At 43.0% G+C, this 17,065-nt stretch carries 10 protein-coding genes; 9 read left to right on the top strand and 1 reads right to left on the bottom strand.

Going from position 1 to position 17,065, the window contains the following annotated elements:
- Nucleotides 1-6 precede the first annotated feature (6 nt).
- The 9 genes from glgB (at nucleotide 7) to BM398_RS05775 (ending at nucleotide 15,151) form a co-directional block, all read left to right on the top strand.
- Nucleotides 7-1,965 (top strand): 1,4-alpha-glucan branching protein GlgB, encoded by a 1,959-nt coding sequence (glgB, locus tag BM398_RS05735; protein ID WP_092336808.1) that lies wholly within the window; start codon nucleotides 7-9, stop codon nucleotides 1,963-1,965.
- Nucleotides 1,966-2,073: 108 nt separating this feature from the next.
- A complete protein-coding gene (locus tag BM398_RS05740; RefSeq protein ID WP_092336809.1) occupies nucleotides 2,074-5,214 on the top strand; it encodes a DUF6240 domain-containing protein in 3,141 nt (1,046 codons plus the stop codon).
- 28 nt (nucleotides 5,215-5,242) lie between these two features.
- On the top strand, nucleotides 5,243-6,430 hold the full coding sequence (locus tag BM398_RS05745) for a flagellin N-terminal helical domain-containing protein (RefSeq protein ID WP_092336810.1): 1,188 nt from the start codon (nucleotides 5,243-5,245) through the stop codon (nucleotides 6,428-6,430).
- Between the two features lie 34 nt (nucleotides 6,431-6,464).
- Entirely contained in the window at nucleotides 6,465-6,941 is a 477-nt protein-coding gene (locus BM398_RS05750) for a flagellar export chaperone FliS (protein WP_092336811.1), read from the top strand.
- 28 nt (nucleotides 6,942-6,969) lie between these two features.
- A complete protein-coding gene (locus BM398_RS05755) occupies nucleotides 6,970-7,674 on the top strand; it encodes a LytR/AlgR family response regulator transcription factor (protein ID WP_092336812.1) in 705 nt (234 codons plus the stop codon).
- Nucleotides 7,675-7,695: 21 nt separating this feature from the next.
- On the top strand, nucleotides 7,696-9,054 hold the full coding sequence (locus tag BM398_RS05760; RefSeq protein ID WP_092336813.1) for an ATP-binding protein: 1,359 nt from the start codon (nucleotides 7,696-7,698) through the stop codon (nucleotides 9,052-9,054).
- A gap of 171 nt (nucleotides 9,055-9,225) precedes the next feature.
- On the top strand, nucleotides 9,226-11,577 hold the full coding sequence (locus tag BM398_RS05765) for a glycoside hydrolase family 3 C-terminal domain-containing protein (RefSeq protein WP_092336814.1): 2,352 nt from the start codon (nucleotides 9,226-9,228) through the stop codon (nucleotides 11,575-11,577).
- Between the two features lie 13 nt (nucleotides 11,578-11,590).
- Nucleotides 11,591-12,142: a GtrA family protein gene (locus BM398_RS05770; protein WP_092336815.1), complete on the top strand. Its 552-nt coding sequence runs from the start codon at nucleotides 11,591-11,593 to the stop codon at nucleotides 12,140-12,142.
- 75 nt (nucleotides 12,143-12,217) lie between these two features.
- Nucleotides 12,218-15,151, top strand: coding sequence for a glycoside hydrolase family 3 protein (locus BM398_RS05775; protein WP_092336816.1), 2,934 nt, complete (start codon nucleotides 12,218-12,220; stop codon nucleotides 15,149-15,151).
- Between the two features lie 130 nt (nucleotides 15,152-15,281).
- Here the strand turns inward: BM398_RS05775 and BM398_RS05780 are convergent, their stop codons facing one another.
- Nucleotides 15,282-16,835 (bottom strand): sodium/proline symporter, encoded by a 1,554-nt coding sequence (locus BM398_RS05780; RefSeq protein ID WP_092336817.1) that lies wholly within the window; start codon nucleotides 16,833-16,835, stop codon nucleotides 15,282-15,284.
- Between the last annotated feature and the right edge of the window lie 230 nt (nucleotides 16,836-17,065).

Here is a 17,065-nt window from a genome sequence, read left to right on the forward strand (position 1 = left end):
GGATGCATGGGCAAAGAAGTATTTATATCTGAAGCAGACGAATACTTATTCGGACAGGGAACGCACTATGAGATTTATGAAAAACTCGGAGCGCATCCGGCAGAAGAAAACGGAAAGAAAGGATACTTTTTTGCTGTGTGGGCACCAAATGCAGCAGAAGTTCACGTTATTGGCGCGTTCAATAACTGGGCGGAAGATGCGCATCCTCTAAAACGAACCAAAGTCGGTAATATATGGACAGGTTTCATTCCGGGAGTTGGAGTGGGCGAATTGTACAAGTTCCTCATAACAACACCGGAAGGAAAAAAGCTGTATAAAGCCGATCCTTATGCAAATTATTCTGAACTCCGTCCCGGAAATGCATCCAGGACTACGGATTTATCCGGCTTTAAGTGGTCGGATTCCGGTTGGTATGAAAAGATCAAGGGCAAGGACCCCAACCGACAGCCCCTTGCGATCTATGAGTGCCACATCGGTTCATGGATGAAACATCCGGATGGGACGGAAGATGGTTTTTATACTTACAGACAGTTCGCAGACAGAATTGTCGAGTATCTCAAAGAAATGCCTTATACCCACATTGAGCTCATTGGAATAGCTGAGCATCCTTTTGACGGGTCATGGGGCTATCAGGTTACGGGCTACTATGCCCCGACATCAAGATACGGTGAGCCTTCGGACTTTATGTATCTTGTCAACAAGCTTCACAAGAACAACATAGGTGTAATACTTGACTGGGTTCCGGCGCATTTTGCGACGGATGAATTCGGACTTTCATGCTTTGACGGAAAATGTATCTACGAAGATCCCGACCCGAGAAAGGGCGAGCATCCCGATTGGGGAACCAAGATATTTAATCTGGGTAAACCCGAGGTAAAAAATTTCCTTATAGCGAATGCTCTTTTCTGGATAAGGAAGTTCCATATTGACGGAATAAGAGTGGATGCGGTTGCTTCCATGCTCTATCTGGATTATGGCAAAAAAGACGGACAGTGGGTTCCTAATAAATATGGAGAAAAAGAGAATCTCGAAGCGATAGAGTTTTTTAAACATCTAAACAGTGTTGTCAGAGGAACTTATCCCGCGTTTCTTACTATAGCGGAAGAATCTACGGCTTGGCCTAAGGTCACTGCGCCACCCGAAGAGGATGGACTTGGCTTTGCTTTTAAGTGGAATATGGGTTGGATGCATGATTTTTGCGAGTATATGAAGCTCGATCCTTATTTCAGGCAGGGCGCGCACAACATGATGACTTTTGCCATGAGCTACAACAATTCTGAGAATTATATCCTTCCTCTTTCACACGATGAGGTTGTGCACCTTAAGTGCTCGATGCTTGAGAAGATGCCGGGCTATAAGGTTGATAAATACGCGAACCTCCGCGCCGGCTATACGTTTATGTTCGGACATGCGGGCAAAAAACTCCTTTTCATGGGACAGGACTTTGCTCAGGAAAGAGAATGGAGCGAGAAGCGCGAGCTTGACTGGTTCCTTCTGGCAAACGACCTTAACAGGGGAATGCAGTCATATGTATCGCAGCTTCTTAAGATGTACAGAAAATATCCCGCCATGTACGAAGTAGACAATGACTGGGGCGGATTTGAGTGGATAAACGCAGATGATAAGGAGCGCAGCACTTACAGCTTCTACAGACGCGCGATAGACGGCAAGGATAATTTGCTGTTTGTAATAAACATGACTCCTGTTGAAAGAAAAGATTTCCAAGTGGGAGTTCCGTTTGCCGGTAAGTACGTGCATATTCTGGACAGCTGTGAAGTGCAGTTTGGCGGAGCCGGAAGCAATATCCCGAATGAGATTACTGCAAAGAAAGGGCTATGTGATTACAAGGACTACAGCATAACCTTTGATCTTCCCGCTTACGGAGCCGAGGTATTTCGCTTTAAGGGAGCGGCTAAAACCAAGAGAAGCACGAAAACTAAGGGAACAAAAAAAGAAAAATTATAAATTCTTTAATATTAAGAAATAAAAATTTTGAGCCGAAATAGAAGGTGACGGAATGTAAGCCCGTCACCTTTTTGCGTAAAAAACATTTTTAATAAAAATGAGGCGTATATGAACATTAATTTTCAGACCGTGGCAGGAAAAAAGGCAACTGAGGATTCTATGTACGTCGGCATGGATGCTGAGGACAGGATCAATAAGAATGCGGTAAAGCAAAGCTCAGTGAGCGCGATTGCCGTGAACCTTGATACAAGCTTATTCAGTAATGATGTATATGCAAGTCATGCCAGAGGAGCTGAAGATATCAGCGAAATGGCAAAGAACACGGATGTTTTGACGCAGCATAATTATATGGCACTTTTATCAAACACTATGTCTGAGGAGGACTATGCAAAGGCTCTTCAGGATGGTTTTGATGTAAAAAATCTAAATAGTTCTGAGACAGTGACCATCCTTGATAAGATCAAGGGTGTACTTTTGGAGGCCGGAGTCAGCGTTATAGGCTACAACGACGATATGAGCGTTGAAAAGCTTACGAAGATAACGGGAAGCAGGTCACTTGCGGAGACGATTCAAAATGAATTTTCTCAGAACGATATTCCTATGACAACTGAAAATGTAAGAGCCGCAAAAGGTGCTTATGAAGAGGCTGCTCAGATAAATGAGCCCTCTGACGGTGCGGTTAAGTACATGGTTCTAAATAACATGAAACCCACCATAAGTAATTTTTATCTTGCAGCTCACAGCACAAACGGACAGAACCTTTCGGGCAGGGGATTCTATGCTCAGGAGGCAGGAGGCTACTATGCGCAGAAAGCCGACAGCATAAATTGGGACAGCCTTGCTCCGCAGATAGATAAAGTGCTTGATGAAGCCGGCTATGATATGAGCGACTTAAGGATACGAGATGATGCAAAGTGGATGGTTGAGCAGGGAATACCGCTTACAGCAGAGAATCTGGGTACACTTGCAGAAATCGCAAAGGTTGAATTTCCGATTACTGAGCAGGCGGCTGTAAAAGCGGCGGCTTCAGCGATACTTGACGGAAAGAGCGCTGTTCAGGGAAATCTTGCAGATTCCGAGAGCAATATCGAGAAGGCAGTAAGAATCTATGAAGATACAAAGAATATTTCAGATGATGCGGTTAAGAGCGTTGTTGAAGAAGAAAAAGATTTAACTATAAAAAATCTTGTTATGGCCGGCAGAGAGGATGCAGGAGTAAATCCTGAGAATCCGACGGCTCTTTTATCCGATAGCGATCCTAAGATTGTTGCGGCAAGACTTCAGCTTGAGGAAGTAAGACTTCGCATGAGCGTCGAAGCAAACAAAAGCCTTTTGGACAGAGGCTTTGAGATAGATACTGCGCCTATGCAGAATCTTATAGAAGAGCTTTCAAACATCCTTAAAGACATTGAGGGTGCGCAGACAGGCGAGATCATTGATGACATCACAGGTGTTAAGGCGTCAAACCCGGCGAGAGTGTATGATCTTACTCTTGAAAAAGTTCAGATCATAAGTAAGGGACCTGCGGACATTTCGGGACTTATGGCCGGAAGATTGCAGACAGCAACTCTTTCGCAGATAAGTGATGTTTCAGCGAGCCTTACAAGAAAGTTCAAGGCAGCGGGTGAAGGATATGAAGCAATGATGACCGCGCCGAGAGCAGATCTTGGAGACAGCATAAAGAAGGCATTTAGAAATGTTGACGATATACTTCGTGATTTTGGCGAAGAGGCAAATGAGGAAAATCGCAGAGCGGTAAGAATCCTTGGCTATAACAGTATGGAGATCACGGAAGAGAATTTTGAAAACGTGAGAGCCTGGGATCGCAAGTTTGTCGCAACTCTTGAGAGACTTAAGCCCGGAGCCGTTCTTAATCTCATAAGAGAAGGAAACAATCCTCTCAACATGACACTTGAACAGCTTTCAGACAGCCTTGATCAGGGAATGTTTAACGGCAGTGAAGACGGAAAAAGAGATTCCGACAGATCGCGCGAGAAGTTCTCCAAGTTTATCTGCAAGCTTGAGCAGAAAAAAGATATCACGAAAGAAGAGAAGGCTTCCTTTATAGGAATATACAGACTTTTCCATACGCTTAAGGCAAATGATTACAAGGCAATCGGCTCTGTATTAAAGACAGGAAAAGATATGACTTTGGGAAATCTTTTGACCGAGACAAGGAGTGGAAGAACAGCAAGAAGCGGAATAGATTATTCCGTGAGTGATAACTTCGGCGGAGTTGACCTAAAAGAAGGAAATGTAATAAAAATTGACGAACAGATAAATTCGGCCTTCAGATTTTACAGGTCACAAGCCGATATAGTATATGAGAATCTCGAGCCTGAAAAATTAAAGGCTGCAAAACCCATGCCCAACACGAAGTTAGAGGATTTTGCAAGAGCGCTTGAGAATGAAGAAATCGATCCTGAGCTTGAGAAAGCATATATCAAAGACCAGGTGCAGGAAATCCGCGGTATAGCGGGTTCAAAGGCAGCGCCTTTAGCAATCGCAGAGATGGAGACACTTGAAGTTGAGATGAATTTCAACAATCTTGAAGCGATGATCGGCATAAGGCGGGATCGAAGAAACGGAAATTTATGGAACAGGGCAGAGGAGCTTGTAAAGAGAGATATATCGAAAGATATGGAAACTCTTACGGAGGCTCTCGATGGCGACAACTATGAAGAGACTTATACAAAGAGCCTTGAAAATATTTCCGACAAACTTTCGGATGTACTTGTAGATCCGGAAACGGAGTACATTGACGTTAAGGCAATTACTCTTATGCAAAAACAGATTTCCGTGATGGCACATACTTCGGAGCGAGGAAGCTTTGAGGTGCCGGTGGAAATAGATGGAACTAAAGTATCAATGCACATCACTCTAAGGAGTGACAACAGCAGAATTTCAAGGATGGAAGCGAGTATTCAGACTACCGACTACGGACTTATCTCGGCAAATCTTTACCGGGAGGAAGGCGGTATAACGGGAATGCTTACAACAACGTATGCAGGAAGTCCCGAAGAGACTGAATATCTTGAAAGCGTAAAAACTAAGATGTGCGATAAATTAGCGGAGAAGATAGAGGATGCAGGTGTAGACCGAAACAGGATAGCAATCCTCTATAACGCACAGGCACAACCTACTAAAGTAGGCACGGTTAATGCAGAAGCCATGGACGGCGAAAGTAATTTGACAGCAGATACAGGCACACTTTTGAAAATGGCGAAAGCATTTATAGAGGCTCTTTAATCTCTATACGTGCAGAAAAGAGGTTAACATGAAAGTAAACTACAACATGTCCGCAATGATCGCAAACAATGCTTTACAGAAAAACGACAAGCTTCTTTCTGAGTCACTTGAGAGACTTTCAAGTGGTCTTAAGATTGCAAATGCCAAGGATAACCCCTCAGGCCTTGCGATGTCCAGAAGAATGAATTCACAGATAGAAGGATTGGGAGTTGCAAATAACAGTGCAAACGACGGAATCTCAATCGTACAGGTTGCAGACGGAACACTCTCTGAGATCCATGCGGTTCTTCAGAGAATGAGCCAGCTTGCAATCCAGGCAAGTAACGGAACACTCACTGATAATGACAGAAAGACAATTCAGGAGGAAGTTACACAGCTTAAGCAGGAAATCGATAGAATGGCCAATACCACTCAGTTCAACGGACAGAGTATTCTTGACGGTTCTTTTGATCTTAAAGGATATGCTACAGACGATAAAGGCAGGACAAATCCGAACATCAAGGTAGCAAGTTATTCAGATAACTTTGATGCCGGTAACTATGTGATAAAAGATCTTGATATTGATTTTGCCAGACTTACGGGCAGAACCGGTGTTGATAAAAAAGCTATCTTCAGTGAAGAGGAAGATCTCAGCAAAATAAAAATATATAAGGTAGAGGTAGACGGAAACGGAGAACCTAAGGAAGTACCTTATATGACAAACCACATGATTGCAAGCCTTGAAGAAGACGTTCTTACATTGTCAGACAGCACGGGAAAGAGCATCAGCATTAAGATGGATGAATCCTACAAGGGAGAACTTAATCTTGAGATTACAGGTAAGGGCGCAATGACCATGCAGGTTGGAGCAAACGAGGGTCAGACACTTGATATCAGAATTCCTCAGGTATCACTTACGGCGCTCAGACTCAATAACCTTGATATGTCTAATCTTACAGGTGCTAAGCAGGCAATCGACAGTTTGAAGGATGCGATTGAAAGCGTTAACGCCATGAGAAGCAGACTCGGTGCGTATCAGAACAGACTTGAGCACACGGTAAGCGGTCTTGATATTACAGTCGAGAATATGACAGCGGCTTACTCAAGAATCATGGATGTTGATATGGCAGAGGAGATGACAATATATTCCACACAGCAGGTTCTTTCTCAGGCAGGAACATCAATGATGGCGCAGGCAAATGAAAGACCGGCGCAGATCCTTCAGCTTCTTCAGTAATCAGTTAACGGTTGTAGAGTAATCGAGGTGGAATATGACACAGGAAAAAAAGCAGGAATTTACCCTTAAGATATCACAGGCAAACAAGACTCAGCTCATTACAATTTTGTATGAGATGGTGATCGAGTATCTTAACGATGCGATAGATGAGATTGGTATCGGGAAAAAAGATGAAGCGGATAAGTATCTTGGATATGCGCAGAACTGCATCGATGAACTTATCAGATCTCTTGACCTTAGATACGAGCTTGCGAAGAATCTGCATGCTATTTATATCTTTTCCAAAAAAGAGCTTATGGTAGCGGGAGTTAATTACAGCAGCCATAAGATCTGGAGAGTGGTTCAGAACTTTAAGTGCTTAAAAGAAGCATATAAGGAAATTGAGAAATACGATACAAGCCGCCCTATGATGGGAAATACCCAGAAGGTATACACAGGTCTTACATACGGAAGACACCTTATGAACGAGGATCTTGCGATGGTGTGTGCCAATCGTGGATATATGGCATAAATGTACATTTTTTTGTTATACTTAAAATATGATAAATATATGTATCGTAGAAGATGAGTCGGATCAGGCCGACCTTCTCAGAAAATACATACAGACCTATGGGAATAAAACTAATCAGCAGTTTGCCATAACCCATTTTACGGATGGCATCGATCTGGTGGATGAATATCGGGCGCAGTTCGATATTATCCTGCTCGATATCCAGATGAAACATCTTGATGGTATGGTTGCGGCTGAGAAGATCCGAAAGGTAGACGCTGACGTGGTAATTATTTTTATCACGTCAACGGTGAGATATGCCGTGCAGGGATATGCTGTCGATGCGCTTGGATATGTTCTGAAACCGGTGCCGTATTTGCAATTCGAGCAGCTGTTCGACAAGGCTATTTCTCGTGTTATGACCAAAAAACAAAAGCTCTATATCAGGGTATCTGTGGACGAGCGACAGCTTAAGCTTGATTGCGACAATATTTATTACATCGAGAGTCAGCGTAACAATGTTTGCATTCACTGCGCCGATGAGGATTATGTAACTGCCGGACCGCTAAAAAAGTTTGAAGAAATGCTTGGCGGTCACGGATTTAGTAAATGTCACAATGCTTATATCGTGAACCTGTCTTATGTGGAAGGTGTCAGGAAGGAAGAAGTTCTTTTGACCAATGGAATAGTTCTTCCTATAAGCCGCGCACGAAAGAAGGAATTCATGATGGCGCTTACGGAAGATATTTTGTAAAAAAAGAGGAGACAAGAATCTATGGACTTTTCATCATTCTTAGACCCGAAGAATTTACAGGATACCCCGCGACTTTTTACCGCTATAGCTGAATGGCTGGCGGTTTTTATATATTTCAATATTTATAAAAGAAACAGTCATGGCAAACTGTATGCGTTGCAATGCGTAGTTTCATTTGCAATGCAGGTTGGATTTCAGTTTGTGGCAGGTCTTTTGCCGATAGGATTCTGGATTCCCAGTATGATCGGTGCCGTGGCTTTGATGTATCTGACTCTGTACATGGTGCTTGATATCAAGCCAAGGGACTGCGGAGTTATAACTACGCATGCGTTTGTACTTGCAGAGTTTGCGGCCAGTCTGTACAAGCAGTTGTATGTGTGGGCTGTGTATCTTAATGGGCATGAAGGATTTGCGTTGTCATTTGCCATTATGTTTGTTGTCTTTGCACTGACCTATAATATCTACTACCGCATTGAACGCGATAATTTCCCCGAAAGCAGAAATCTAAATATAAGTGAGCGCGAGCTTGTGAGTGTTATCGCAACGGGTATCGGCGCTTTCATAATGTCTAACATAAGCTTTGTCACAAAAAAGACTCCGTTCTCCGCAACAGAGAACATGCTTTATGTCCGTACGCTTGTTGATTTCGGAGGCATGCTGATGCTTATGACCGAGATGGGACGAAGAAATGAGATGGCGGCAAAGAGCGAGAACGATGCTATCAATCAGCTTTTTCAGAAACAGTACGAGCAGTACAAACTTGCTATAGACAATTCCGAGGCACTTCGAAAAGAGATACATGACATGAAGCATTATGTACTTGCGCTTAAAAATGAGGACGATCCCAAGAAGCGTGCGGAAGTATTGGATGATATGGAACAGGCAATCGCGATCCAGGAATCATTTATGAATACAGGAAACCGCGTCCTTGATGTTATCCTTACGACAAAGAGTCTTCAGTGTCAGAAGAAGGACATCACTTTAAATGCCATGGTTGACGGTGATGTTCTTTCGGGGATTCATGTAAAAGATATCTGTTCTCTTTTTGGAAATATTATCGACAATGCAATTGAGGCGACGCAGGTTCTTACGGATAAGGAGAAAAGACTTATCACTTTGTCTGTACGAAGTCGCAACCAGTTTATAATTATAGAATGCGAGAATTGTTCCGACGGATCTTTTGTGCGCCTTAAAAAGAATCAGCGCCGCAGGATCTTTCGGGATACGAATCTGCCGAAGACCACCAAGGCAGACAACGTTAAACACGGCTATGGCCTTAAGTCTATAGCACAGGTGGCAGAAAAATACGGCGGAAACATGAACTGTTCGTATGAGGACGGATGGTTCAAGGTTAAAGTCATCCTTTCATATAAAGAATAGTGGAAAACCTTGTGAACTGCGGAATTCACAAGGTTTTTTGCGTGGTCTTCCAGTTTGTTCTTCTTTTTCATTTTGCAAGTTATCACGAATAAATGACAAGTTATCCTTGCACAAACTCCATTAATAAAAATACATGCTATAACAAAATTACAGACAAGGAGGTAAGCTTTTTTGAACGCAAGAGATATTATTTCAAAGCTCTCTTTATTAGAGAAAGCAGCATTATTAGGCGGAAAGAACGAGTGGGAATCAAGAGATATTCCCCGCCTTGATATACAGTCCATTACATTCGCGGATGGACCTCACGGTCTTAGAAGACAGGAAGGCGCAGGAGATCACTTGGGATTAAACGCATCACTTCCTGCAACTTGCTTTCCGACAGCAGCAACTGTAGCAAACAGCTGGGATGAAAAACTTGGTGAAGAAATCGGACAGGCACTCGGCGAAGAGGCCGTAGCACAGAAGGTAGACGTTCTCTTAGGACCCGGTCTTAACATGAAGCGCTCACCGCTTTGCGGACGAAACTTTGAATACTTTTCAGAAGATCCTATACTTGCAGGCAAGATGGCAGCTGCGTATGTGCGAGGAATACAGAGTAAAAATATTTATTCCTGCCCAAAGCACTTTGCGGTTAACTCAAGAGAATATCGCCGAATGGCAATGAATGCGGTGGTGGATGAGAGAACCTTACGTGAAATATATCTGACTGCATTCGAGATAGCGGTAAAAGAGGGAGGAGCCAAAGCAATCATGTCGGCATACAACGAGGTAAACGGTGAGTATGCCAATGAGAATAAACATCTTTTGGTAGAAATTCTCAGAGAGGAATGGGGCTTCGACGGACTTGTGGTAACGGATTGGGGTGCAAGTAACGACCATGTTGAAGGCGTTAAATGCAGATCAAATGTGGAGATGCCAAATCCGGGTCTTGATTCGGCAAGAGAGCTGATAAAGGCAGTTAAGGAAGGACGCATCACTGAAGAAGAGATAGATACAGCAGTTCTTCCCGTTATCGAAGCAGCTTTACATGTAAAGGATAACGACCATACCAAAAAATTTGATGTTAAAGCGCACCATGAACTTGCAAGGAAAGCGGCGGCAAATTCGGCAGTTCTTTTGAAAAATGACGAAGACATTCTTCCGCTTGAAGCAGGAACAAAAGTCGCACTTAGAGGACCGTTTGTAGATAAGCCCAGATATCAGGGATCGGGAAGTTCTCAGGTTAATTCAACCAAGGTTGAAAAGGTTTCCGAAGTTATCGGAAATTATAATCTTGAGGTTGTGGAAGATCCCAGAGATGCAGACGTAGTACTTTTCTTCTTCGGACTTGATGAGATCGCGGAGAGTGAAGGCGCTGACAGAATGTCGATGGACATTCCCGAATATCAGGTTAAAGAACTTAAAAAGCTGATAGCTCTTAATAAGAACATCGTCGGAGTTATGAGCGCAGGATCTGCAGTGAAGATGCCTTGGCTTGATAATCTGAAGGCACTTCTTCACGGATACCTTACAGGACAGGCAGGCGCAAGCGCATTACTTGATATTATAACGGGTAAAACAGTTCCGACAGGTAAGCTGTCTGAGTCATATCCGTTTTCTTATACAGATTGTTCGATAGTAAATTTCTCAGCGGATGATACGAGAAATCTTCAGTACAGAGAAGGTCCTTTTATCGGTTATCGCTACTACGATACCGCTGAAGTTGCAGTGCAGTTCCCGTTTGGCTTTGGATTATCTTATACAACGTTTGAGTACAGTGATCTGAAGGTTACGGAAGACGGCGTATCATTTACGGTTACCAATACAGGAAAACGTGACGGCGCCGAGATTGCACAGTTATACATTGGAAAAAAGCATAGCGGACTTATACGTCCCAGAAAAGAACTTAAAGGTTTTGTCAAAGTTTGGGTAAAAGCCGGTGAATCAAAGGAAGTTACGATTTCTTTTGACGATAAGACATTCCGTTACTTCTCGACAGTTTCAGGAAAATGGGAAGTTGAAGGCGGAGATTATCAGATATATGTAGGCGGAAATGTTAAAGACATCGCTCTTGAAGGAAGCATTTCAAGGGAAGGTACTATAGAGGAACTTCCGTATGATATCAAGACACTTTCAAGATACAGGAGCGGACAGGTACGAAACGTTCACTACGATGAATTTGAAAAGATATATGGAAGGGCACTTCCTGAAGAGAAAGTCGGACCGCTCGAAATAAACGATGCGCTCTGCCAGATGGATACAGCAAAGAGTCTTTTGTGCAGACTTATTTATAAGATCTTGGAAAAGAAATTGGAAAAGTCTTATGAAAAGGGCGTTCCGGATCTGAATACAATGTTCGTTTACAATATGCCATTCAGAGCTATCTGCAAGATGTCCGGAGGAATGGTCTCACGAGATATGGTTGAGAGCATTGTAACTATCGCAAACGGTCATTTCTTCAGAGGACTTGGAGGTGTGATCGTCGGATTCTTCCGCAATTCAAGTGCAAACAAGAGATACGAGAAGAAACTTAAAAATATGTAATAGGAGATATAGGATGAATCTTTGGAAGCGATTTGAAGAAAAAAATCCGAAGGTAGCCAAATGGGTGCGTGAAGGCGGATTATTTGTAATCGTCAGCAATCTGATCACGGTATTTAAGTATCTTTTGCTGACATTCCTCCCCGCAACATTTGCTTTTATGGGAGACAAATCTTTTGGCTGGCCGGGGATACCGCTTACTGTTGCAGGAGAAACTTTTAGCTGGAACATCTTGGGTTACGATCAGGCGCATGGAGGATTGGCTTATTTTACGGCATATATGATCGCGATGGTCATAGGAGAATGCATCAATTTTCCTATCCAGAAGGTGTTTGTATTCCGTAATCATGATAAGCCCGGAAAGCAGATTGCATGGTATGTCATGGCGTTTATTTTGATCACATGCATTGTAAATTCTATCAACTGCATCTGGGTAGCCGTGGCGGGCAAGTTTGTTGCTCCCTGGCTTTACAACATAGGAACCACAGTACTTAACGGAGGAGTTTCAATGATCGTATTTTTCTTTGTAAATAAGATCATATTCCCGGAAACTCCGAAGGAAGCATAATTTTTCACCGATCCTAAGGACAAAGGTCCTTTAGATATTTTCTTTCATCTAAAGTAAAAGGAGGAGAAGAGAGAAATGTTAAACATCAACCCCGCGGACGTCATTGCCGTCCTTAAAACAATGATACCTCAGCTCGTGATTCTCGGTGTGGTATTATTGGCAGCAATCATCGCAACATTGACAGTTATAAAGAAGAAAGAGCCGGTACGCAAATTTGTGCGTAAGCAGGCATGGCTCGCATTCTTCCTTACAGTTGTCATCGTGATTTCCAACATTTTGCTTGTTCCCATGTATTCCATGGTGAATATGGCAATGGGTGGAGGAACTATTTCAGACGAAGCTATCGATGAGGCTAAGGCGCTCTGTACAGAGATAGCTGAAGAAGGCATCGTTATGCTTAAGAACGATGCATCTACACTTCCTCTTGCAGAGGGTAGCAAGGTAAACGTATTTGGATGGTCTTCTACCAATCCCATTTACGGTGGCACAGGATCCGGAGCTCTTTCAGATGCTTATCCTACGGTAGATTTCCTTACAGGACTTACCGATGCAGGAATCGAGTACAATCAGGATCTTGTTGATTACTACAAGGGCTGGAGAGATTCAAGACCGATGGTTGGAATGATGGGTCAGGACTGGACTATTCCTGAGCCTATGGTTTCTGATTATGAGAACCTGATCACAGATTCTAAGAACTATTCCGATACAGCAATTTTGTTCATTGCCCGTTCAGGTGGAGAAGGTGCGGATCTTCCTACTTCTTACGACGGACAGGATACATTCTCAGCTGAGGGACCTTTTGGTGCACTTGGTGTTCGCTATTCAGATCAGCAGGATGATCTTGATGCTTCCAAGTCTTACCTTGAGATCTCTAACAGAGAGAAGGCACTTCTTGATAAAGTAACATCATTATTTGATAAGGTTATCGTAGTTGTAAATTCTGCAAATGCCATGGAGCTTGGCTTTGTAAAAGATTATTCACAGATCAAGTCTGTAATCTACTGCCCAGGCACAGGTCAGACAGGTTTTGATGGTCTTGGGGAGATCATCGCAGGTAAGGTTAATCCTTCAGGAAAGACTGCTGACATTTTCCTTGCAGATCTTATGAACACACCTACATCAAATAACTTTGGTGATTTTGATTACACAAACATGAGCGAATTTGCCGTTGATAACATGTTCGCTGAGGGAGGCAAGGCTTTCCCTACATTCGTAAATTATGTAGAGGGTATCTACGTAGGATATAAGTTTTATGAGACTGCAGCTGTTGAAGCAGCAGCCGGAAACTATGAATTTGATTATGATGCAAATGTAGTTTATCCGTTTGGATACGGACTTTCTTACACAACATTCACTCAGGAGATGGGTGAAATAAACAACGACGGTACAAACATTTCATTCGATGTTACCGTTACAAACACAGGTAATGTTGCAGGTAAGGATGTTGTAGAAGTTTACTTCAATCCTCCTTATACAAACGGCGGAATCGAAAAGGCCGCAGCAAACTTAGTTGCTTTTGAAAAGACAGAGACTCTTGAGCCCGGTGCTTCCATAACAGTTTCAATTTCTTTCCCTGTGGAAGATATGGCTTCATATGACACATACGGACACGGATGCTATGTACTTGAGTCCGGAGATTATGAGATTTCCATCAACACTGATTCTCACAATAAGATCGCAGCAAAGACTGTAAATATCGGTACAGAAGTTGTATACGATCAGAACAACAAACGTTCAACAGATCAGGTTGCAGCAACAAATCAGTTTGGATTTGCAGAAGGCGGTGTTACATATCTTTCACGTGCAGACGGATTTAAGAACTACGCAGAAGCAACTGCAGCTCCCAAGTCATTTGAGCTTGCAGACGAGTATAAAAAAGATTATGTAAATAACACAAATTATAACGAAGCAGATTACAATAACGATGCAGATGTTATGCCTACTACAGGCGCTAAGAACGGCCTTAAGTTAGAGCAGCTTCGCGGACTTGACTATGACGATCCTACATGGGATACACTCCTTGATGAGATGAGTGTTTCAGAGATGAACACTTTGATCGAGCTTGGTGGTTACGAGACTTCAGCAGTTGATTCTATCGGAAAAGTAATGACTTATGACTGTGACGGCCCTGCATCTATCAACAACAACTTTACACATCAGGGATCTATCGGATTCCCTGCAGCTGTAATGATCGCATGCACATGGAACAAAGATATAGCTCATAGATTCGGTGCTTCTATCGGACGTATGGCTAACGATATGGACGTATCAGGCTGGTACGCTCCTGCAACCAATACACACAGATCTGCTTTTGCAGGACGTAACTTCGAGTATTACTCAGAAGACGGAGTACTTGCAGGCTGGATGTGCGCAAATGCAGTACAGGGTGCACGTGAGTGGGGCGTATACTCATACGTTAAGCACTTTGCTACCAACGACCAGGAAACAAACCGTACCGGACTTCTCTGCACATGGCTTAATGAGCAGTCTCTTCGTGAGATCTACCTTAAGTCTTTCGAGATAGCATTTAAGAACGGTAATCCCGGTGCAACAATGGTTGCCTTCAACAACATCGGTGTAATACCTGCTGAGGCATGCTCTGCACTTCTTAACACAGTCCTTCGTGGCGAGTGGGGATTCCGCGGTTTTGCTGAGACAGACTACTTCGGTGGATACGGATATCAGGATGCCGATCGTATGATCAGAGGTGGTTGTGACCTTATGCTTGCAACATATTCAACACCTGAGTCAACAGTAACAGACCAGACAAGTGCAACATCAGTTAATGCTATGAGAACCGCTTCCAAGAACATCCTGTACACAGTAGTTAACAGCCGTGCTTATGACAAGGCAGTTAATACAGGACTTCCTACATGGGTTAAGATTCTCATCGGTGTAGATGTTCTTCTTGTAGGATTTATCGGATTCCTTGAGTATCGTGCAGTTACGGCATATCTCGCAAAGAAGAAGGAAGAAGAGCCTGCAGTTGAACAGCAGACACAGGAATAAATTGCATACACACCTCTCTTTCAAAATAAAAAATAATCGAGGAAACTCCCCGTTGGTATATGCCGACGGGGAGTTTTCGTGTGGATTTAAAAAGCGGACAACTTGTGATACAAAGTTGCCCGCTTATTTCTTATGATTTTATTTCTACTTTCTCAAAAGAGTCTATGATCGATGCGGATGGTTCTTTTGTCAAAAGACTTACGACGAAAATAAATATTATGCTTACAATGAAGGCCGGTGCAAGTTCATACAGATTCCAAACACCGCCTAAAGGACGTACCAAGTATTTCCAGACAAACACCATTGCGCCGCCTGATATCATTCCTGCCATCGCGCCAAATCTGTTCATTCTCTTCCAGTAGAGCGAGAGAATCATGCAGGGTCCAAACACTGCACCAAATCCTGCCCAGGCAAAAGATACGATTCCAAAGACAGAGCTGTTAGGATCCCAAGCGATAACGACGCCTAATACTGCGACTGCGATAAGAGTTGCTCTTGCAGTAAGCATGGCTGCGGCTTCGGATAAGTTGATTCCAAGGGTTTCCTGAATGATGTTTTCGGAAACTGAGGATGAAGCGGCAATCAGCTGTGAGTCTGCGGTTGACATTGTAGATGCAAGAATACCCGCAATTACAAGTCCTGCCAAAAGAGCAAATAAGAAGTTGTGCTCACTTATCTTTTGCGCCAGAACAACGATAAGAGTTTCGGCCTTAGCTGAACTTGAAAGGTTATCGTTATCGATAAGAGATGCAAGTGCGCCGCTCTGCGACAGTGCTCTTCCGACAATTCCGAAGAATGCAGCAATCGATAATGAGAAAACTACCCACACTGAGGCGATTCTTCTGGAAAGTTTTAATTCCGAAGCATTTCTTATAGCCATGAATCTGAGGAGAATATGTGGCATTCCGAAATAACCAAGTCCCCAGCAGAAAGTAGTTATTTTTGAGAACAGTCCGTAAGGATCGGCTGAATTTGTTGCATTGTTGTATGTTGCGTTTACATCTATATAGCCCGGAAGTGCAGCTATATTATCCATAACAGCGCCTATTCCGCCTGCTGAAACAATACCGTAGCCTACAACAAAAAATAAAGCAATTGTCATTACGATTGACTGAATGAAGTCAGTCTTTGATGCTGCAAGGAAGCCGCCTGTTGTGGTGTATCCAACGATAATAACCGCTGAAGCTATCATGGCAAGCTGGTAATTTACTCCAAACAATGAGGAGAAGAGCTTACCGCAGGCTGAAAAACCTGAAGCGGTATATGGAACGAAGAAAACAAGAATAAAGAGCGCACCGATGCACAGGATAATATTGCTGTTATCTTCAAAGCGCTTTTTGAAATAGTCGGGAATCGTGATTGCATCGACTTCGGCAGTGTAATTGCGAAGCCTCTTGGCAGTAAAGAGCCAATTGAGATAGGTTCCCACGATAAGACCGAATGCTGTCCAACCTGCATCAGCTATTCCCGAGAAGTATGCAAGTCCCGGAACACCCATAAGCAGGTAAGAGCTCATGTCCGATGCTTCAGCACTCATGGCTGTTACAAACGGTCCCAGCTTTCTTCCGCCGAGATAAAAATCTTTGACATCATTGGTCTCTCTTGAACTTACGAAACCAACAAGGAGCATCATCGCCAGATAGGCGAGAATAGAAACAATAATTCCGATTTGAGATGTTGTCATTTCTTTTCCCCTTTAGCTTTTCATTATGTAGTTAATTAATCGTATTTACACAATACTATATTAGCGAGATAAAGGGAAGAAGTGTTTGCAAAATCGAGCCTTAAGGAAATCTTAAGAGTATTAATTTTATGACTTTATATGGAGTGATTTTAAATCAAATAGTACGAGAAAACATATATTAAATAACGTAGCGGTGATATGTGCAAATCGTAGAACACACTTTTGACGCG

Origin of the sequence: Butyrivibrio sp. M55 (assembly GCF_900116865.1) — a bacterium.
In the GTDB taxonomy this organism is placed as follows: domain Bacteria; phylum Bacillota; class Clostridia; order Lachnospirales; family Lachnospiraceae; genus Butyrivibrio.